The sequence below is a fragment of the Pannonibacter sp. genome (genome assembly GCF_051860505.1).
Lineage (GTDB): Bacteria > Pseudomonadota > Alphaproteobacteria > Rhizobiales > Stappiaceae > Pannonibacter.
The window spans coordinates 1-2,325 of sequence record NZ_JBHYDX010000050.1; the positions used below are offsets into that span (position 1 = coordinate 1).

Annotated in this window: 2 protein-coding genes; both read left to right on the forward strand. The window is 63.3% G+C overall.

What is annotated here, in order from left to right; translation table 11 throughout:
- Nucleotides 1–327: 327 nt before the first annotated feature.
- The gene (locus ACTIFE_RS20410) at nt 328–1,629 is read left to right on the forward strand and encodes a GNAT family N-acetyltransferase (protein WP_439530983.1); all 1,302 of its coding nucleotides are present in this window, start codon (nt 328–330) and stop codon (nt 1,627–1,629) included.
- 159 nt (nt 1,630–1,788) lie between these two features.
- Nucleotides 1,789–2,217, forward strand: coding sequence for an HIT family protein (locus tag ACTIFE_RS20415; protein ID WP_439530984.1), 429 nt, complete (start codon nt 1,789–1,791; stop codon nt 2,215–2,217).
- Nucleotides 2,218–2,325: the final 108 nt, after the last annotated feature.

A 2,325-nucleotide genomic window follows, 5' to 3' on the forward strand; every position in this document is an offset into this window, starting at 1 on the left:
AGCCTCCAAGAGCCAAGCGAAAATACCAGTCAATCAAATGCATAAGTTAGCGCGTATGGGCCTTGTGCCGGGACCTGTTCTTGTGAGGTTGCGGCTCGAGCGGTCGAAAACGCGGACGGGCCTGACAGGTCCCGGCTCAAGGCCGGGACGGCGCGGAGGGTAAGGCGGCGCTGGGGGCTGAAGCTGGCTGCGGGTGGCTCCCGCTTACCGTGGACGATCACCGCCCCCTTGCAGCCGCAGGTCAGTGATCTACCTTCTGATGGGTATTGTTGTCCTGCCGCCTCAGCCGTGGCCCTCCCTGCCCGGCCATAAAAGGGTCCGATCTTCATGAGCGCCACACTGCCCCCGGCTGACGGCTGTGATGCTGCGGTCTCCGACATTGGGGACAGCGGCGCGAGGGGCAGCGGCCCGGTCGTGACCGTAGCCCGGCTGCGGATCCTGAACAGCTTGTCGGAGATCGGGGCCGAAATCTGGGACGGGCTTGCCAATCCGTCTTATGCTCTCAATGCAGATGGCAGCCTCAGCCCACGCCTGAGTGTCGAGGACGCAGCGCCGGCCCCCTACAATCCCTTTCTGGCGCATGGCTTTCTGGAGGCTCTGGAGGCGTCCGGCTGCGTCGGAGGGCGCACAGGCTGGATCCCGCGTCACCTCCTGCTGGAAGACACGGAAGGCACCGCCCTCGGTGCCGTGCCGGCCTATCTCAAAACCCATTCGCAGGGCGAATATGTCTTCGACCATGGCTGGGCCGAGGCCTTTCACCGGGCTGGCGGCAGCTACTATCCGAAGCTGCAGGTCTCCGTGCCCTTCACCCCGGCGACCGGACGACGCTTTCTAACCTCGCCGCTGCATGACCGCGACAGCCTGACCGCAGCGCTGGCTGAAGGACTGGTGGAGGTGTGCCGGGTGTCGGAGGCCTCCTCCGTCCATGCCACGTTCCTGACCGAGCCGGAATGGGACCTGCTCGGCAGCGAAGGCTACCTGCAGCGCACGGACCAGCAGTTCCACTGGATCAACCGGGGCTATGGCAGTTTCGAGGACTTTCTTGAGGATCTCGCCTCACGCAAGCGCAAGACAATCCGCAAGGAGCGGCGCGAGGCGCTGGAGAACGGCATTTCCATCGAGTGGCTGACCGGCAGCGACATCACCGAGGCACATTGGGACGCGTTCTTCGCCTTTTACATCGACACGGGCTCGCGCAAATGGGGCCGGCCCTATCTCAACCGGGCTTTCTTCTCGCTAATCGGCGAACGGATGGCCGGGCGCATCCTGCTGGTGATGGCCAAGCGCGACGGGCGCACCATTGCCGGAGCAATCAACTTCATCGGCTCTGACACGCTCTATGGCCGCAACTGGGGCTGCATAGAACATCACCCCTGCCTGCATTTCGAGGTTTGCTACTATCAGGCCATCGACTTCGCCATCGCCAATGGCCTGAAGGTTGTCGAGGCCGGGGCGCAAGGAGAGCACAAGCTGGCGCGCGGCTATATGCCGATCCTCACGCGTTCGGCGCACTGGATCGCGCATCCGGGCCTTCGGCAGGCGGTCGCCGACTACCTGGAGCGCGAGCGGGCAGCGGTTGCCTCCGAGGCAAAGGTGCTGGCCGAACTCGCGCCTTTCAGAAAAGGATGAAGGCCTTCATTTACCCAGCGAACAATTCAGGCCAACTGATTCGATTGATTCTCCTTTCCCCCTCCCGAACGGCCCGCTATCAGCTTCCTGTTGCAGGCCGCAAGGACAAGCCGCTAGGCTTGCCCGACGCCTGTTGCCCCCCCACGACCGGAGCCATTGATGTCCAGCCCTGCCTATGATGCCAGCAACGTCTTCGCAAAAATCCTGCGCGGTGAACTGCCCAGCCACACGGTGTATGAGGACGCCAAGACCATCGTCATCATGGACATCATGCCGCGCGGCGACGGCCATGTGCTGGTGATCCCGAAGGCCCCTTCGCGCAACATCCTCGACATTGCGGAAGACGACCTGTTCGCCGTCATGGCGACCACCAAAAAGATGGCCCATGCTGTGATCAAGGCCTTTAACGCCGACGGCACGACCATCCAGCAATTCTCGGAAACAGCTGGGGGCCAGGTGGTGTTCCACACCCACGTCCATGTGATCCCGCGCTTCAAGGGCGTTGCCCTCGCCCCGCATGCCAGTGGCATGGCGGACAACGCCGTGCTGGCCGCCAACGCCCAGAAAATCCGCGCCGTCCTCGCCTGACGGCGGACCGGACCACTGACAAACCCTTCATCGTCATCCCTGTCTATCCGAGCGCCTCTTGCCAGATTGATCTGGTGGAGCGTGAATGGTCCGCGGGCGGAGCACCGT